A 15342-nucleotide genomic window follows, 5' to 3' on the forward strand; every position below is an offset into this window, starting at 1 on the left:
AAGGCAAGCCGGAGCCCGCCTCGCAATCCACTGGTCCACCTCATAGGATATTGAATTTATTGACAATTTGTCTGGGTGGCTCGAGTTGAGCTAGTGCGGTGAAGCCAGGGCGCTCCCTGCGGCCGGTCGGCGCAGCGCCAGGAACGGAGTTGCATCATCGTCCGACAGCGGATCGGCTTTGCGCCCCAAGGCCGTGCCGTGAGCACGGCCTAACGGAGCTTGGCGATCCCGATGCCGTCGAGTTTGGCGCGGTCTTTGATGGATTCTTCGCTGCGGGTCATCGCTTTCGAGATCGCCTTCAGGGCCATGCCCTTCTTGGCGAGCAGCTTTAGCTTCTCGAGCTCCTCATGTGTCCAAGGTTGGCGATGCCGTTCAAATCGCTCGGTCACAATCTGCTCCTGCTCTGCCGGGACATTCTTGGCATTCGCGCCATCTATAGCAGTGATGGCACGAATTGGGCGCACATATGGACGAGTGCCGAGCCCAGCCGCCGCTCGGCGCCATCGAGTGATGAACCAAAACCGGGCGTTGCCGGCCAGCCGAGGCCAAGCCTCATCGGCCAAGCCTCATCGGCCATCTCTCATCGCGACCCAAGTAAGTCATTCGCCCGGCTATTGTGTTGCGGCCGAAGTTGGCCTTTATTCCTGAACCTCTACCAGTCATCCATTCGAACCTTTCTTGATTTGCAGATCAAATCCGGAGGCCGGCAATAGGTCTCAAGCCGGATTGCTTTTGAAAAGGGAGAAGCCCGATGTTGAAGCAGATAAGCTTGATCTTTGCGGTCTCGCTGGCGGTGGGAGTTGCGGGCTGCGCGACCGATCCGACCGTGACAAGCCGGACAGTTATCGTCGCCGGCGTCGGGCCGGTGGAAATCGAGCAGCTTGATGTCGAGATCGCCGATGTGAACGCCGCGGAGCGCATGGTGATCGTCCGGCAGGGCCGTCAGACATGGCCTGTCGCGGTGCCCGAGGTGTTTGGCGATCTGCAGAACATCAACGCCGGTGACAGGGTCCAGATCCGGCGTGTCGAAGGCGTCATCCTTGGTGCCAAGCGCGCCCGGAAGGGTGCCAAGCCGGCAATCGTCTATACCGAGGCGGTCAGCGGCCCCAGCTTCCAGAACCTGCCCGACAAGTTCGTCGTGCGGACACTGACCTTGACGGCGAGGTTCGAGAGCTTCGATCCGGCGACAGGCATCGTGAGTTATGTCGGGCCGCTCGGACCCCGGACCCGCACAGTGTCGGATCCCGGCATTCAGGACGGGATCAGGCGCCTGAGGCGCGGCGACATGGTGGAGCTTACCTTCGCCGAAGGCTTCCACTTCCAGAAGTATTGAGCCCGTCGGCTCTCTGCCGCATGTGGATGGCCAAGCTAGGTGCGAGCTCCAATCCGGAAGGAGGCGAGCATCGCACCTGGCTGCAGCCAGCGCGCCCGTCAGCGACCGAGACACCGTCGATCGTCGCGCAATGAGGCCTGACATCTGCCTCGCGTCACAACTGGATATTCGAAGATTGCCCTAAACGGCCGGTATCCGTTCGGGAATGTGGCTGCCTGCCGCGGGGAGCGGCCGGCATGACAAATAGCTGCCTTGAGGCGAACCAAGACCCACCAGTGTAGGGAAAGGCGAAGTTTGCCGCACTGGCTGTCAAGCCCCTCCATAACCCATTGAAATACCTGCATTGGGATTTCGGGGTGTTTAAGCTAAAGTGCCGCAGTTAAGGCGAAGTGCTTCCGCAACCTGGCCATTGCGTACCAATCGAGCGGACCGTGCAGGCTGATCCTCAGCCCGCTTCCGGCAAGATCAGCTTCCGAATCTGGCCCGTTCCTGACCTTTTCCAATGTCGGCTTGCGGACAATCTGGCGTCGGTTTCGCGCAGCGATACGCAGCGAAACTCGCGTCGCATTTGATAGCTTACACAAAGGGCGCCGCCCCGGGGCCGCGCGTTTCCGACGTGGCGCTGAAAATCTGCCGTGCCATCTCGGCAAGATCGGCACATTCGGCTGCCGATTCATTGTCCCACCACATCGCGCAGAGATTATGCGACGGAATGGCGGGCTCGGGCTCGAGGACGCGCAGATCCAGATCGTGCCCGGAGAGGCGCAGCATTTCTCTTGGCAGCATCGCCGCGCCGGTGCCGGCATTGGCCAGTCGCGCGATCACTGTCAGCGGGTTGCAGGTGTTCAGCCGGTTGGGCTTCAGGCCATGGGTGCCGAACCACATCTGAATCGTCGTGAACAGGCCCGATGGCGGGCTGTTGGTGAAGATCGGCAGGTCGACCAGCTTTCCGGGTGTCGCGATGTCGCCCTCGAAATCAAGGCTCTTGCCGACGACCCAGACCAGGTCGATCAGCCAGAGCGGGGCGATGGTGATGCGCTCATGCACGCGCGGCTGCGACAGGAAGGCGATATCGATCGAGCGGTCGAGCAGCAATTGTTCGAGTCGCAGGCTGAAATCCACGGTCACGTCGACCTGCAGCGAGGGGCGGCGCGTGGCCAGCGAAGCCAACAGATCGGGGAGTATTAGCGCCGCGAAGGAATCGGCGGCGCCGATCCGCAGCAGGCTGCGCATCGGCTCGGCGTCCTTCGAGCGACGCTGGACCTGTTCGGCATGGCTGAGCATGCGCTCGACATCGGCATATATCGCGCTGCCCAGCGTCGTCGGTACCGGCCGGTAGAGCGTGCGGTCGAACAACTCGCCGCCCAGGATCCGCTCCAGTTCCTTCACCCTGAGGCTCACCGTCGGCTGCGACAGATTGAGATGGGTCGCGGCCGCGCGGAAGCCGCCGAGTCGAGCCACCCAGTAGAATGCTTCAGCCTGACCGAAGGTATACCGCATGCGATAAAGACGATAGCCCGCGACTATCGAGCAGCCAACAGTTCTTATTTTTATTCGGGGCGGACGCGATGTTACGCTTTCCGGGTTCAGCGCGACGCCAGCGTCCTACGCTGCAAGGCATTGCCACATAAAAAGGGGATGTTCGATGGCCAGTTTGCCGACAAATCGCCGACAGTTTCTTGCGGCCGGCGCAGGCGGCGCTTTCGCGTCGCTGCTTCCCGCCAGCCTGCTCCATGCCCAGCCGACGAACGGCAAGACGCTGACGATCGTGCTGCCGAGCAATCCCATCACCATCGACCCCATCAACCAGCTCAATCATGACGCGATGGTGCTGGGCCAGACAGTGTTCGAGAACCTCGTCGAATACGATGCCGACGGCGTGCTGAAGCCGCAGCTCGCCAAGGCGCTGCCGGTGATCTCGGCCGACAAGAAGACCTATACCTTCGAGCTGCGCGATGACGTCACGTTCCAGAACGGCAAGAAAATGACCGCCGAGGACGTGAAATACTCCTTCGACTACCTGCTCGACGCCAATAACAAGGCGCTGCGCCGGCCGTTGTTCACGCGCATCACCAAGGTGACGGTGCTCGATCCCCTGAAGGTCCAGTTCGAGCTTTCGGAACCATATGGCCCGTGGCTCTACTTCCTGACCAAATATATGGGCATCTTCCCGGCCGGCTCGCGCAAGGAGCACGGCGACGACTATTTCAAGACGAAGCCGGTCGGCATGGGCACGGGCTTCGGCATGTTCGAGGAGTGGAAGCCCAACGACTATATCAGCTTCAAGAAGAACCCGAACTACTGGCGCAAGGGCCTGCCCGCCTGGGACCGGCTGGTGGTGAAGATGATCCCGGAGGATGCGACGCGCGTCGCCTATCTCCTGACCGGCCAGGTCGACATCATCAGCGCGCCGCCGCCGCGCGAGTTCAACCGTCTCAAGACCATGCCTGGGGTCACCGGAGCCTCGCGCCCGACCTTGGGTGGCGCGCTGCTGATGTTCACCAACAACCTCAAGGCGCCGCTGGACGATGTGAATTTCCGCAAGGCCCTGTCCTGCGCGATCGATCGCAAGACGATTGGCGACAAGGTCTATTACGGGTTGCTCGACCCTTCGGCCGTTCCGGCGCCGCCGCGCGGCTACTGGTATGACGCAGCCGCCGACAAGGAGCTCGGCTTCGATCTCGACCGGGCCAAGGAGTATCTCGCCAAGTCGAAATACCCGACCGGAGCTGAGATCGACATCAGCATCCAAGCCGAGCCCTATCTGCTCGACACCAAGGATGCGGCCATCTTCCTGCAGGCGCAGCTCGCCAAGATCGGCGTGAAGATCAACCTCAAGGTCTATGAGTTCTCGGTGCTGATCCAGCAGATCGCGCGTGGCGAACATCAGATGGCGATGCAGGTCTTCATGTCACCGGGCGAGGCCAGCTACCTGATCCAGAACACGCTGACGCCGGGCCAGTTCCTGTCGAAAAGTACAGGCTACGACAATCCCGAACTCAATGCGCTGATGGTCACAGCCTTCGCCGAGACCGAGCAGGCGAAGATCAAGGAGGTCTATGGCAAGATCCAAGCGATCATCGCCCGCGACGCGCCGCTTGGGGTGCTCGGCTATGTCCATGCCTCGAACCTGTGGCGCGACAGCGTCAAGGATTTCAAGGTCAACCAGGCGCTGACCATCAGCGTCGGCGAGGTGAAGGTCTAGCGTCGCCGATACCCCCGTCATCCCGGCCGTAAGCGAAGCGGAGATCCGGGATCCATCGGAGAGCGCGCCGCCTTTCGATTGGATCCCGGGTCAAGCCCGGGATGACGCGGTGGTTTAAGCGAACAATCTGACAGCCGCAGATCACCAAGCTCCAGGACCGCCCGCCCATGCTCCGCCTGATCGCCGGCCGGATCGTTTCGTCCATCGGCACCCTTCTCTTCGTCGGGTTTGCGCTGTTTGCGCTCACGCGCTCCGGTCCGGGTTCTCCCGCCCGGATCGTGCTGGGCGCCGACGCGACCGCGGAGCAGATCGCGCAGTTCGAGCAGGCCAACGGGCTCGATAGGCCCTTCGTGGCGCAATACGGCTCCTGGCTATCCGACATCCTCCATGGCGATTTCGGCAGGTCATTCGTCACCGGCCGCGACGTCGCGGTCGAGATCTTCAATTCGCTGCCCGTCACCTTGTCGATCGTGCTGTTCGCCTTCGCGATAGCCGTCGGCTTCGGTGTCGGCATCGGCATACTAGCCGCCCTGAGACCGGGCGGCGTGTTCGATCGCGTCTCCCGCTTCGCCTCGGTGGTCGGGCTCTCGATCCCCGCCTTCTGGCTCGGAATCGTGCTGATCCGCTTTATTGCTGTCGATCTGCGCTGGCTGCCGCCGGGCGGTTATGTGCCGCTCTCGGCGGGCCTGAGCGCCCATCTGAAGACCATCCTGATGCCGGCAGTGTCGCTTGCGATCTATTATGTCGCCGTGCTCGCACGGATGACGCAGGCCAGTCTGCAGGAGACGTTGCGCGGCGATTATGTCCGCACCGCCCGCGCGATGGGCCTCTCATCCCGCCAGGTCGTGCTCTATGCGCTGGTCAATGCGCTGCCGCCGGTGATCAATCTCGCGGCGCTGTCCTTCGGCTACATGTTCGGCTGGGCGCTGATCATCGAGCAGGTATTCAACGTTCCCGGCCTGTCGCGCGCGCTGCTCAATGCGATCTCCCAGCGCGACTTCCTGCTGCTGCAGGGCATCGTCTTCCTCTTCACCGTCATCTTCGTCGTCGCCAATCTCGCTGCCGACCTCGTGAACCGCGTACTCGATCCGCGCCAGCGGGTGGCGGCATGACGCGTTTCTCGCACGCGCTGCGTGGCATCGGCTGGACCGGCTGGCTTGGCGGCGCGATCGTCGTGCTGATGCTGGCGGCGGCGATCTTCGCGCCACTGATCGCACCCTTTGATCCGGTCGCTCTCAGCATCGAGGACCGCTTGCTGCCGCCCGATGTCGCGCATTGGCTCGGCACCGACCAGGCGGGGCGCGATGTGCTCAGCCGGGTCATTTACGGCGCCCGCGCCTCGCTTGCGGTCGGCATCGGGGCGGTGGTGATCGGTGCGTTGATCGGCGTCTCAGCCGGGCTCTTTGCCGCCTATAAGGGCGGTCTTGGCGATCAGCTGGTGATGCGGATCGTCGATGGCGTGGCCTCGATCCCGCTGCTGGTCTGGGCGATCGCGATCGTCGGCATCTTCGGCGTCGGGCCGGTGCGCGTCGGGCCGCTGCTGCTCCCCAACGAGGTCAAGATCGTCCTGCTGGTCGGCGTATTGTTCTCGCCGGTCTTCGCCCGCGTCACCTATGCGGTGGCAAGCCGCATCGTCGGAGCCGATTATGTCCGGGCGCGCTATCTCCAGGGCGCGGGGCATTGGGAGATCGTCGCCGGCGACATCCTGCCCAACTGCCTGTCGCCTATCATCGTTCAGGCGACCCTGCTCGTCGCGATCGGCATCGTCGTCGAGGCCTCCGTCAGCTTCGTGGGGCTCGGCGTCCAGCCTCCCCAGGCCAGCTGGGGTTCGATGCTCTCGGATGCGCGCAACGCGATCTATTCCGGGGAATGGTGGCTGCCGGTGTTCCCGGGCCTGGCCATCTCGATCACAGTGATCGGCTTCAATCTGCTCGGCGATGCCGTGCGGGACCTGTTCGATCCGCGCAGCGAAACCAGGACCCTCGTCGCATGAGTGCCGCTCGTCGCATGAACGGCGCCCTGCTCAGCATCGAGGGCTTGCGGGTCGGCTTCCGCAATGCCTCGGGCGGCGTCATCGAGGCCGTGCGTGGCGTCGATTTCGCCGTCGCTGCCGGTGAGGCGGTGGGCGTCGTCGGAGAATCCGGTTCCGGCAAGAGCCTGACAATGCTCGCGGTGATGCGACTGCTGGGCGCGCCCGCCCGCACGACCGGCGGACGCGTGATGTTCGACGGGCAGGATCTGCTTGATGTCGACGAGGCCCGCATGCGCGCCATCCGTGGCCGCGACATCGCGATGGTCTTCCAGGACCCGCAGAGTTCGCTCAACCCGGCACTGACGATCGGCCGGCAGATCACCGATGTCGTACGGGCGCATCGGCGGGTGTCCGCAGGCGAGGCCCGCCGCATCGCAGGCGAGTCGCTGGAACGCGTCGGCGTTCGCGAGGCAGGCAAGCGCCTCGATGCCTACCCGCATGAGTTCTCCGGCGGCATGCGCCAGCGCGCGTTGATCGCCATGGCGATCGCCTGCCGGCCGCGTCTGCTCATTGCCGATGAGCCGACGACGGCGCTGGACGTTACGGTGCAGGCCCAGATCGTCGACCTCATCGCCGAACTCCGCCGCGATCTCGGCATCGCGGTGCTCTTCATCTCGCACAACCTCCAGCTCGTTGCCGAGATCGTCGACCGCGTCGTGGTGATGTATGGCGGCAAGGTCGTCGAGGACGGGCCGGTGGAGGCGATCGAGCTCAGCCCGCGCCATCCCTATACCGGCCTGCTGCAGGCTTGCGTGCCGAGCCTGACCGCACCGGTCGGCCCGCTGGTGGCAATCGAAGGTGCGCCGCCGCGCCTGGGCCGCATGCCGCAGGGTTGTCCGTTCTCGCCGCGCTGCCCGCGTGTCGTCGCGCGCTGCGAGCTCGAGATGCCGGCACTGCTGACCGAGGGCGAACGCCGCTTCGCCTGCTGGAGGCCGCTATGAGCGGGCCGATCCTCTCCCTTCGCGGCGTCACGAAATCCTACGCGCAGGGCAATGCGTTCGATCGGCTGCTCGGCCGCGACACGCGCTTCGTCGCGCTCGACGGCATCTCGCTGGAGGTCGCGCGCGGCGATATCGTCGGCATCGTCGGCGAGAGCGGCTCGGGCAAGTCGACGCTTGCGAACATCGCGGTCGGGCTGACGAAACCGACATCGGGCGACGTGCTGCTCGATGGCGAGCCATTGTCCGTCTTGATGCGCGACCATGCCGGCCCCTGGCGCCGCCGCGTCCAGATGGCCTTCCAGGATTCCAGCAGCGCGCTCAACCCTCGCAAGACCGTAAGCCGTTGCCTGACCGAGACACTGGCGCTGCGCGGCGTGCCGCGCGAGCAGCGAGAGACCGAGGCTCTGGCGATGCTCGAACTCGTCGGGCTCGGCGCCGAACTGGCGCCCCGGCTGCCGCATGAACTCTCCGGCGGCCAGCGCCAGCGCATCGGGTTGGCAAGAGCGCTGGCGATGAAGCCCGACATTCTCATCGCTGACGAGCCTGTATCCTCTTTGGACGTCTCGCTGCAGGCACAGGTGATCAACCTGCTCAGCCGGTTGACGCGCGAGCTTGGCCTGACCCTGCTCTTCATCAGCCACGATCTCGCACTGGTCCGGACGCTGTGCTCGCGCATCATCGTGATGTGCAAGGGTGAGATCGTCGAGCAGGGCGCCTGCCTCGACGTGCTCGATCGACCGAGCCACCCCTACACCCAGCTTCTGATCGCGGCCGTGCCGAAGGGCATCGCCGGCCGCCGCAAGCCGACCTCCGCTCCATCCCGAGGCCACGCGCAAGACAGCGTCGGCTGACCGCCGTTCTTCAAACCACGAGACGAAAACGCCATGGTGCAACACAGCTACAGGATCGGCATCGATATCGGGGGCACCTTCACCGATATCGTCGTCGCCCGCGACGACGGGCTGATCGAAACGCGAAAGGTGCCTTCGACGCCTGACGATTACAGCCGCGGAATCGCCCAGGCGCTCAAGGCGTTGGTCCAAGAGTATTCGACGACGCCAGACCGCATCACCGGCATCGTCCATGCGACCACGGTCGCGACCAATGCGATCCTGGAATACAAGGGCGCGCGCACCGGGCTTCTGACGACCGAAGGGTTTCGCGACGTGCTCGAGATGCGTCGCCTGCGCATTCCCGTGCTCTACGACCTGCAATACGACAAGCCCAAGCCGCTGGCCGCGCGGCATCTGCGGCTCGAAGTCAGAGAACGGCTCGGGCCGGATGGCACAGTGCGCATACCGCTCAACGAGGCCGACGTCCGCGAAGCCGCGCGCCGCTTTCGCGAGGACAAGGTCGAGGCGGTCGCGATCAGCTTCCTGCACGCCTATGCCAATCCCGACCACGAGATCGCGGCCGAGGCCATCCTGCGCGAGGAACTCGACGAGAGCGTCTATACCTGCCGCGGCTCGGAAATTCTGCCGGAGATCCGCGAATATGAACGCACCTCGACCGTCGTCGTAAACGCCTATATCGGCCCGGTGGTACGCAACTACGCGGCGGCGCTGACGACGCGCCTCGCCTCGATCGGCGTCACCTGTCCAGTCGAGATGATGCATTCGGGCGGTGGCATCATGCGCTTGGGCTCGGCGGTGAAGCGCGCGGCCTCGCTGGTCGAATCCGGGCCGGCGGCCGGCGTCATCGCCTGCGCAAGGCTGGTCTCAGGGAGTAACGAGCCGAGCATCATCTCCTTCGACATGGGTGGCACCACCGCCAAGGCCGCGCTGATCGAGGATGGCGAGCCCGCCCGCACCACCGAATACGAGGTCGGAGCCGGTATCAATCTCTCCAGCAAGCTGGTGAAGGGTGGCGGATACCCGATCAAGATGCCCTTCATCGACGTCTCCGAGATCGGCGCCGGCGGCGGCAGCATCGTGGCGATCGACAAGATGAACCAGGTTTCCGTCGGTCCCCAGAGCGCGGGCGCTTATCCCGGACCGGTCTGCTACGGGCTCGGCGGCAGACAGGCGACCCTGACCGACGCCTTCCTGACCCTTGGTTACATCAACGATGTCGCACTCGCCGGTGGGACTTTTCCGCTGCAGGCCGACGCTGGCCGCGCGGCGCTGAACGACCAGGTTGCCCGACCGCTCGGCCTCGACCTGACCAAGACGGCGCGCGGCGTGCTGACGCTGGCCGTCACTACGATGACGCGGGCAGTGAAAGCCGTCTCGACCTATCGCGGCCGCGACCCGCGCCATTCGACGCTGGTCGCCTTCGGCGGCAACGGCCCGGTCGTGGCTGCCGAAGTCGCCAAGGCGCTCGGTATCAGGCGGGTGGTCGTCCCGCGCGCGGCCGGCGTGTTCAGCGCGCTGGGACTGCTGCGCTCGGATGTCGAGCAGGAGTTCGTGCGGCCCTCGCGCCGCCGAGCCGGTGAGCTCGACGATGCCGGGCTGGCCGAGCTCTACGGCCAGCTGACCGAGGATGCCCGCCGGGTTCTGACGCTCGAAGGCTATGAGCTGTCGGGCGCGGAATTCCGGTACGCCGCCGATCTGCGCTATGTCGGGCAGGCCTATGAACTGACCGTCCCGGCGCGGCGCCTCGTCTTCGAGGAACTGGCGGAGCTGTTTCATCTCGAGCACGAGCGCACCTATGGCCACCGTTCGCAGAAGGACCAGGTCCATCTCATCAATGCGCGGCTCACCGTGCGGCTGCCGCTGGTGGCGCCGCCGCAGAGATTCGGCGCAGCGCCGCCGCAACGCCGCGTCGACCGGCAGGTTTCCTTCGAGGAAACCGGCACGGCCTCAATCGCGGTGATCGGCCGCGCCGATCTCGATGCATCGCCGCGACGCGGCCCCTTCGTCATCGAGGAATATGACTGCACCTGCGTCATCGGGCCGGGCCAGACCGCCCGCCTCGACGATGCCGGCAACATCGACATCGCGTTGGAGGCCGCATGAAAACCGCAGAAACCGGCGCCGAAAAGATCGATCCGATCACCCTGGAGGTGATCCGGAACGCGCTCGCCTCCACCGCTGACGAAATGGCGCTGATCGTGATGCGCAGCGCCTATTCGCCGGTGGTGCGCGACATCATGGATTACTCGACCGCGCTCTGCGATGCGCAAGGCCGCGTGATCGCGCAGGGTCTGACATTGCCGATCCAGCTCTGCTCCTTCCCGCGCATCATGGGTTTCGTGCGGGAGCGCTATGGCAGCACGCTGAAGCAAGGCGATGTGCTGATCGCCAACGATCCCTATGGCTCGGGTGGCCAGCATCTGCCCGACGTCTACATCCTCAAGCCGATCTTCGTAGACGACAGGCTCGCGGGCTTTGCCGCCACCGTTGCCCATCACACCGATCTCGGCGGCATCGTGCCCGGCAGCGTCGCGATCTATGCCACCGAGATTCAGCAGGAAGGCCTGCGCCTGCCACTGCTGAAGCTCTACGAGGCCGGCGAGCCGGCCGAGTCGGTGTTTCGCATCATCGAGGCGAATACGCGGGCGCCCGTCGAGGTTCTGGGCGATATCCGTGCGCAGATCGCGGCCTGCAACGTCGCCGAGGAAGGCCTGCGCTCGCTGATGGCCCGCTATGGGCCGGCGATGCTGGACCGCTACATCGACGCATTGCACGACCATGCCGAGGCGATGATGCGCGACGTGATCCGCGCGCTTCCCAACGGGATCTATCGCGCGACCGACTATATCGACGGCGTCGGCGAGAACCCGGTGCCGCTGCCGATCGTCGCGACGGTGACCATCGCCGACGACACGATCGACATCGATTTCACCGGCACGGCCGATCAAGTGGCGGCCTCGATCAACTGCCCGATCTCGCTCCCGGAATCGGCGGCGTTTTGCGCAATTCGCTGCCTGTCGCAGCAGGACATTCCCAATTGCGAGGGCTACCTGCGCCCGATCACGGTGCGCGCGCCGGAAGGCTGCCTGGTCAATCCGCGCTATCCCGCGGCCTGCGGAGCGCGCGGCGTCGTCGGCTACCGGGTGTTCGACGCGATCATGCAGGCGCTGGCCCAGGTCGTGCCCGAACGCGCCATCGGCGGCTCGGAGGGCGGGCCTTATCTGCTCGCGGGCGGCGGCGTGCATGAGGGCAAGCCCTTCGTGCTGAACGAGATGGTGGTCGGCACCTGGGGCGCACGCTCCGGCAAGGACGGCATCGAGGGCATCTCCAATCCGGCGGCCAATCTCTCCAATCAGCCCATCGAGATGGTCGAGACCGATATGCCCGTCGAGGTGCTGCGCTATGGGCTCGTGCCGGATTCAGGCGGCGCGGGTGAGTTTCGCGGCGGACTCGCCTTCGTCCGGGAGTTCCGTTTCCTCTCCGATGCGCGCTTTACCTTGCGGGGCGACCGGCGCGATCATCCGCCCTTCGGGATCGAAGGCGGCGGCACCGGCGCGCCCTCGGCACATCTCTTCATCCAGCGCGACGGCACGCAGCGCCATCTACCGACCATGCCGATGGAGAGCTTCAATGCTAGGCGCGGCGACATCTTCCGGCTCACCGGGGCCGGTGGCGGCGGCTATGGAGATGCCTTGAAACGTGAGCCCTGGCGCGTCGCCGACGACCTCCATGAAGGAAAGGTCACTCTGGCGGGGGCGGAGCGCGACTATGGCGTGATCTTCGCAGCCGACGGCGCAACCGTCGACCTACCTGCGACCCAACAGGCGCGGGCTGCGCGGATGGGAGAACGGACGTGACGCTGCAGCCTTTCGGAGCCGCCGCGCTCAACCTGCCGATGGTCGGCGAGGCCGGCAGCCGCGCCCGGCTCGAGACGCCGGCCGCAGTGCTGGACCTTGAGATTTTCGAGCGCAACATCGCGACGCTGGCGCAGACCTGCAAGCGCGCCGGCATCGGCTTCCGGCCGCACGCAAAATCTCATAAATGCGCCGAGATCGCGCGGCGGCAGATGGCGGCGGGAGCCTCGGGAATCTGCTGCGCCAAGCCCGGCGAATTGCTGGCGCTGTTCGAGGGCGGCGCCAACGACCTGATGCTGAGCGCGCCGATCGCCAGCCCGGCCAAGATCGATGCGCTGGCACGGGCGGCGGCCAAGGGCGCGCGCATCGGCGTGGTGGTCGACCGGCTCGATCTCGTCGCGGCCTATGCAGCAGCGGCCGCACGGCACGCGACCCGTTTCGACGTGTTCGTGGATCTCGATACCGGCCTGAAGCGCAGCGGCGTCGCCAATGCACAGGAGGCGGTGGCGCTCGCCAGGGCGGTGACGTGCGAGGCGAACCTGCGCTATGTGGGCGTGCAGGCCTATCAGGGCAAGGTCCAGCATATCGACGATTTCGCCGCGCGCCGCGCCGCAAATGCCGAGGCCAGCCGCACCCTGCGCGATATGCTGACCGTTCTGGAGCAGGCCGGTCTCAAACCCGGCATCGTCTCGGGCGGCGGCACCGGTAGTCACCTGCTAGATTGCGAGGAAAAGGTTCTCACCGAAGTCCAGCCCGGCTCCTATGTGTTCATGGACGAGGCCTATAATTCCGTCGACGTCTATGGCCGGGGCGGGCCGGAGTTCGGACCCGCACTGCGGGTCGCGGTGACTGTGGTCGGGCACAGCTCGGCGGGCTTTGCCATCACCGACGGCGGCAGCAAGAGCTTTGCCCTCGACGGACCGGCGCCGCGCGTCTTCCTCGGCACCGAACTGGTCGGGCGGATCGAGTGGTGCGGCGACGAGTTCGGGCGCGTCCTCCCCGAGGCCGGGCGTTCTACCCTTGCGATCGGGACAGTGGTGGAATGCACGGTCCCACATTGCGACCCGACAACCAATCTGCACGATTTCCTGCATGTGGTCTCCGGCGACAGCCTGGTCGCACTCTGGCGTGTCGAGGCGCGCGGCCGGGCCGATTGACGCCGCAGACGAACTGATCGCAACAGGATGGAGCCATCATGGCAGAGCCAGCGCTTCTCACCATCCGACGCGACTGGCGCAGGCCGGACGAGGTGGCGATCGCGACGCTGAGGGGGGTATCGACCGGGCTCGTGGCTGATGCGCTGGGCCGCTCCGGTGCACTCGATCATCGCATCCGGCCGGTCTGGGACGGACCAGCCTTCGTCGGCGCGGCGCTGCCGGTCGCGACCGCCCCCAAGGACAATCTCGCGCTCTATGCCGCGCTTAAATTCGCGCGGCCCGGCGATGTCATGATGATCGCGACGGATGCCTATGAGGGCGCGGCCGTGATCGGCGACCTGCTGATCGGCCTGATGCGCAATGCCGGCATCCTGGCTGTCGTCACGGACGGCCTCGTGCGCGATGTGGTAGGGATTGTCGAGACCGGGCTCCCGGTGCATGCCCGCGGCGTTTCGCCGAATTCGCCGTTCAAGCACGGACCTGGCAGCATCGGCCTGGGCATCGCGCTTGGCGGCGTCCTCGTGCAGCCGGGGGATGTGGTGACGGGCGACAGCGACGGTATCGTGATCGTGCCCTCCGGCAGGGTCTCCGATGTGATCGGGCGCCTTGCTGCGCTCAAGGCCAAGGAGGCCGAACTCGATGCGCTGGTGAAGAGCGGCGCGACGATGCCCGCCTGGGTCGATACGATCCTTAATGGCGGGAATGTGGCATATGTCGAAGATGCGATGGCCTCCCGCGCGGGCTGAAGGGCTAGGTCGTGATCCGTTGCCGGCGTTCACAGTTCTTGGCGCGGCGACTTCACTCGGCCCTCGAACACTGCCTTTGAGCGTGTGAGCGCCGCGCGGCCGGGGTTTCCACGATGGGTGGAACTCGTTGGGCTGGCAGAGTGTGCTCCGAAAATCTCAACGGCGTTGACGATTGGCGTTCTCCCCGAAGGCGCCATAATAGCTGCGACGGGAGATTATGACGTGACGCCCGGCGTGGAATTACGCAACGGCTTGCAAGGCCGAGATGGCGTCTGCCCCGACCAAGGGTGATAGGACGCTAGCGGGGTTGGCTCAGCAGCTTGACGTCCACGCCAACCGGTCACTTTTGCAGGTCCGCTTCGCGGCGACGATTCAACGGCGGCTTTTGGCGCGAACGAGCCGGCGAGAACTGGGCTTTGACACCGAGGGCTCCGTCTTGCTTGATATCCCAACTGCCATGATCTGACGCCGCCATAGTGGAGCGTCGATTGCCGATGAAGGGTCGCGGGTTACGGCGCGTTGACCGGTGCATCTGCCGCAAGGGCGAGACATCATGACGGATCAGATCCTCAAGGAGGCGGGGCAAGCGTCGGCTGAAGCGGCGTTTGGGCGCTATGTCAGCCTGCATGACTGGCGCCGCCAGATAGCCGATCTCTATGCCGCGGTTCGGGCCATGCCCGAGGAGAAGGGCTGGATGCATTGGCGCGGGGTGCGTGACCGGCTGTTCCGCGAGCATTTGCAGTCACCTCTGTCGCCGGCGCGCAGGGCCCAATTTCGCGGAATTGACTGCTTTGCCTATGATCCGGCGCTGCGCTTCAAGGTCGAACTCGGCCCAGCACTCGGCTGTGAGATGATCAGGCTGGAAGCTGGCAAGGACGGAACGGTGACGCTCGTGCCGTTCGCCATGACGATCGGGCTGGAGGCCGCGCTCGGCAAGGAGCTGACGCTCTACTGGATCGAAGGCTATGGCGGCGGCGTCTTCCTGCCTTTCGGCGACGCAACCAACGGCCAGGAGAGTTTCGCCGGGGGACGCTATCTTCTCGACACGATCAAGAGCGCCGATCTCGGTAGCGCGGGCGACGGGCGGCTGATCCTCGACTTCAATTTCGCCTATTATCCCTCCTGCGCCTATTCGGAAGCCTGGGTCTGCCCGCTCTCGCCGATCGAGAATCGTCTGCCGGTGGCAATCCGGGGCGGGGAAAGAAACGCACCGCCCTGAG

The 15342-nt window shown here is 65.1% G+C and carries 13 protein-coding genes; 11 read left to right on the top strand and 2 right to left on the bottom strand.

Annotation, left to right across the window (positions count from 1 at the left end; translation table 11 throughout):
* Nucleotides 1-209: 209 nt before the first annotated feature.
* Entirely contained in the window at nt 210-563 is a 354-nt protein-coding gene (locus C4S73_RS28720; protein WP_244595691.1) for a hypothetical protein, read from the bottom strand.
* Nucleotides 564-751: 188 nt separating this feature from the next.
* On the opposite strand from C4S73_RS28720, the gene C4S73_RS19940 reads away from it, so the two are divergent.
* Nucleotides 752-1333, top strand: coding sequence for a hypothetical protein (locus C4S73_RS19940; RefSeq protein WP_103874290.1), 582 nt, complete (start codon nt 752-754; stop codon nt 1331-1333).
* Nucleotides 1334-1909: 576 nt separating this feature from the next.
* Here the strand turns inward: C4S73_RS19940 and C4S73_RS19945 are convergent.
* Nucleotides 1910-2833 (bottom strand): LysR family transcriptional regulator, encoded by a 924-nt coding sequence (locus C4S73_RS19945; protein ID WP_103874291.1) that lies wholly within the window; start codon nt 2831-2833, stop codon nt 1910-1912.
* Between the two features lie 145 nt (nt 2834-2978).
* Here C4S73_RS19945 and C4S73_RS19950 point away from each other — a divergent pair, with 145 nt between their 5' ends.
* The 10 genes from C4S73_RS19950 (at nt 2979) to C4S73_RS20000 (ending at nt 15341) form a co-directional block, all read left to right on the top strand.
* Nucleotides 2979-4538 carry an ABC transporter substrate-binding protein gene (locus tag C4S73_RS19950; protein WP_103874292.1) on the top strand — a complete coding sequence of 520 codons (1560 nt, stop codon included), beginning with the start codon at nt 2979-2981 and terminating at the stop codon, nt 4536-4538.
* 167 nt (nt 4539-4705) lie between these two features.
* Nucleotides 4706-5650, top strand: coding sequence for an ABC transporter permease (locus C4S73_RS19955; RefSeq protein WP_103874293.1), 945 nt, complete (start codon nt 4706-4708; stop codon nt 5648-5650).
* A complete protein-coding gene (locus tag C4S73_RS19960; RefSeq protein WP_103874294.1) occupies nt 5647-6531 on the top strand; it encodes an ABC transporter permease in 885 nt (294 codons plus the stop codon). Before C4S73_RS19955 ends, C4S73_RS19960 begins: the two co-directional genes overlap by 4 nt.
* Nucleotides 6528-7511, top strand: coding sequence for an ABC transporter ATP-binding protein (locus tag C4S73_RS19965; protein ID WP_200828061.1), 984 nt, complete (start codon nt 6528-6530; stop codon nt 7509-7511). The genes C4S73_RS19960 and C4S73_RS19965 overlap by 4 nt, the downstream gene beginning before the upstream one ends.
* A complete protein-coding gene (locus C4S73_RS19970; protein ID WP_103874296.1) occupies nt 7508-8362 on the top strand; it encodes an ABC transporter ATP-binding protein in 855 nt (284 codons plus the stop codon). Before C4S73_RS19965 ends, C4S73_RS19970 begins: the two co-directional genes overlap by 4 nt.
* 33 nt (nt 8363-8395) lie before the next feature.
* Nucleotides 8396-10468, top strand: coding sequence for a hydantoinase/oxoprolinase family protein (locus C4S73_RS19975; protein WP_103874297.1), 2073 nt, complete (start codon nt 8396-8398; stop codon nt 10466-10468).
* Complete coding sequence (locus tag C4S73_RS19980) at nt 10465-12222, top strand: hydantoinase B/oxoprolinase family protein (RefSeq protein WP_103874298.1); 1758 nt, start codon at nt 10465-10467, stop codon at nt 12220-12222. The genes C4S73_RS19975 and C4S73_RS19980 overlap by 4 nt, the downstream gene beginning before the upstream one ends.
* Nucleotides 12219-13376: an alanine racemase gene (locus C4S73_RS19985; protein WP_103874299.1), complete on the top strand. Its 1158-nt coding sequence runs from the start codon at nt 12219-12221 to the stop codon at nt 13374-13376. Before C4S73_RS19980 ends, C4S73_RS19985 begins: the two co-directional genes overlap by 4 nt.
* 38 nt (nt 13377-13414) lie before the next feature.
* Complete coding sequence (locus tag C4S73_RS19990) at nt 13415-14122, top strand: RraA family protein (protein WP_103874300.1); 708 nt, start codon at nt 13415-13417, stop codon at nt 14120-14122.
* A 553-nt stretch (nt 14123-14675) separates the two neighbouring features.
* Nucleotides 14676-15341 (top strand): DUF1684 domain-containing protein, encoded by a 666-nt coding sequence (locus tag C4S73_RS20000; RefSeq protein WP_103874302.1) that lies wholly within the window; start codon nt 14676-14678, stop codon nt 15339-15341.
* The last annotated feature ends 1 nt before the right edge of the window (nt 15342 follow it).

The sequence above is a fragment of the Allobosea lathyri genome (assembly GCF_900108245.1).
Lineage (GTDB): Bacteria > Pseudomonadota > Alphaproteobacteria > Rhizobiales > Beijerinckiaceae > Allobosea > Allobosea lathyri.

Coding starts and splice junctions, on each gene's coding strand:
- C4S73_RS19940 (WP_103874290.1), top strand. CDS start 752: ATGTTGAAGCAGATAAGCTTGATCTTTGCGGTCTCGCTGGCGGTGGGA.
- C4S73_RS19945 (WP_103874291.1), bottom strand. CDS start 2,833: ATGCGGTATACCTTCGGTCAGGCTGAAGCATTCTACTGGGTGGCTCGA.
- C4S73_RS19950 (WP_103874292.1), top strand. CDS start 2,979: ATGGCCAGTTTGCCGACAAATCGCCGACAGTTTCTTGCGGCCGGCGCA.
- C4S73_RS19955 (WP_103874293.1), top strand. CDS start 4,706: ATGCTCCGCCTGATCGCCGGCCGGATCGTTTCGTCCATCGGCACCCTT.
- C4S73_RS19960 (WP_103874294.1), top strand. CDS start 5,647: ATGACGCGTTTCTCGCACGCGCTGCGTGGCATCGGCTGGACCGGCTGG.
- C4S73_RS19965 (WP_200828061.1), top strand. CDS start 6,528: ATGAGTGCCGCTCGTCGCATGAACGGCGCCCTGCTCAGCATCGAGGGC.
- C4S73_RS19970 (WP_103874296.1), top strand. CDS start 7,508: ATGAGCGGGCCGATCCTCTCCCTTCGCGGCGTCACGAAATCCTACGCG.
- C4S73_RS19975 (WP_103874297.1), top strand. CDS start 8,396: ATGGTGCAACACAGCTACAGGATCGGCATCGATATCGGGGGCACCTTC.
- C4S73_RS19980 (WP_103874298.1), top strand. CDS start 10,465: ATGAAAACCGCAGAAACCGGCGCCGAAAAGATCGATCCGATCACCCTG.
- C4S73_RS19990 (WP_103874300.1), top strand. CDS start 13,415: ATGGCAGAGCCAGCGCTTCTCACCATCCGACGCGACTGGCGCAGGCCG.
- C4S73_RS20000 (WP_103874302.1), top strand. CDS start 14,676: ATGACGGATCAGATCCTCAAGGAGGCGGGGCAAGCGTCGGCTGAAGCG.